At 39.5% G+C, this 1,842-nt stretch carries 2 protein-coding genes; one reads left to right on the top strand and one right to left on the bottom strand.

Annotation, left to right across the window (positions count from 1 at the left end; genetic code table 11):
• A partial coding sequence (locus RRG12_RS43740; RefSeq protein ID WP_420763333.1) for a biotin/lipoyl-binding protein occupies window positions 1-574 on the bottom strand: 574 nt, incomplete at its 3' end.
• Window positions 575-1,154: 580 nt separating this feature from the next.
• Between RRG12_RS43740 and RRG12_RS43735 the strand changes: the two genes are divergently transcribed.
• The gene (locus RRG12_RS43735; RefSeq protein WP_069070784.1) at window positions 1,155-1,697 is read left to right on the top strand and encodes a phycobiliprotein lyase; all 543 of its coding nucleotides are present in this window, start codon (window positions 1,155-1,157) and stop codon (window positions 1,695-1,697) included.
• Window positions 1,698-1,842: the final 145 nt, after the last annotated feature.

Raw genomic sequence — 1,842 nt, 5'->3', positions numbered from 1 at the left:
CTTCGGATTTCAGGGCTGCTAGTTCTGCTTCTGCTTGCTTTAATTCGGTCAAAAGGATGGCATCATCTAACTGCCCGACGTTTTGCCCTTGTTTTACCGTATCGCCCACATCAAGGTTCAAAGCCAACAATCGGGCTTCTACTTGCGATCGCACTGATATAATCCGAAAAGGTGTTGTATTACCTGTGTACTCTGGTTGTGTTTGCAGCGAGTCCGTTCGAGCGATCGCCGCATCTACAGGTGTTCCACCACCGCGTTCTCCACCACCAGGTTGCTGAGATTGTGCTCCTGCTGATTCCTTGGGCAGTGATCCGCAACTCGCCGTCAACAGTCCTATACCCACCAAACAGGGAATCAATAAACTTCTTACAGAATTGGAAGAAAGGGAATAATTTCTTTCTTTCCCTTTTTCACTTATTGCACAAGTGCTGTTTGCAAGAAGTCTACTCTTTAAATCTGCGGTAGCCACTTCAGTTTTCACAACTGAATCTAACTGGATATTAATTAGTTGATTAGTGGCTACTGGATCTGTCATTTTCACCTGTTTGTGCGGCTTATTTGCATCCAAAATCATTTATTTTTCTCCTATTGGGGAGCTTTTGGGGTTAAACAGCCGTGTTTTAATCAAGTAATTTTGAGAGATATCATTAACAAAAAACGGCGAGAATGAATAAGCTGTCTGACAGTAATTTTTTGCATCAAAAACTACTGTTTTCCCACAAAAGTCCAAAACTTCTCACCGCTCTACTTCTTACGCAGAGGTAGATAATCTTCTTGCAGTTAACAAATTATAAACTTAGTATAAATATTTGTCATTTTTCTCGAATCTACCCATAGGCTAAATCTGGCTTTTTCTAAAGATATGAGCCAAAAAGTTTCATATTCTAACATAATGGGCAGTCTTAAAAAATGATTTTTTATACATTCAATACTAGATTTTATTCTACTGCAACTTTTAGTATTTACAGTACTTTAAAATGTTAAAAATATTAAAGATTTATTGCTTTTTATGTCTATAATGTAATGGCAAACACTATTTTTTCTTACCCCCTTGCGTAAGATGGCGAGAGACAGGGCAATCAGTGTTATGGCAACAACAGTCAAGAATTAGCTTTTGCCAAAAATATATTTGGATTAGGTGAGGAAGGTAAGACGTGACATCTCTGTTAAAAATTGCACAAACTGCTGATGAATCCCAGATTTCCGAATTTTTCCAAGAATCAGCGGGTAATTGGCGATCGCAAAGGCGTTACTACACCCTACCTGAAGGAGAAACCAAGGAAATGGAGAGTATCGTTACGATCAATTTTCTTGAGCAGGGCTGTGATGAATTGCAAAAGCTAGCTCAGATGCACGATTTGTTTGACACAGATAGTTTTATCTGTGGTGCAGCAGTTACATGGGAAAGTACGGATGTGCTGAAAGCAAGGAAAGAGTCGCAAGGTTCGACGATATTTGGGGTTGTGGGAAACATTTTGTATCGCGATCGCGGCTTTGCCATATCTAAACCAGTCACCGCCCAGTATTATTTCTCCAACCCGAAAACACTGTGTTTGCGAACTGAATACAATGGTTCAGTGTTTGAAGAAGAGTTAAAGCTAATTGGCAGCAAATACCGCACCAGACAAACCATTATCTCCCGTGCTGGTGAGCAGTTGATGATTGGTCAATATTTAGAAAAGAGAGTGGAAAGTTAAGCCTCGTAGGTTTGGTTTGGGGACTAGCCAGCAACTTTATATAACTTTTTATAACAGTTTTTCAACCATTTTCCCAAAAAGTCAGTTGCTATGTAATCATGGAAAGTGAAATGAGAATTAATTCGGCGACAGTGTTTGTTTTTAG

The organism is Nostoc sp. CALU 546 (assembly GCF_048836525.1).
The sequence above is the reverse complement of the archived record's forward strand: the minus strand, read 5'-3'. Positions and strand labels throughout refer to the sequence as shown.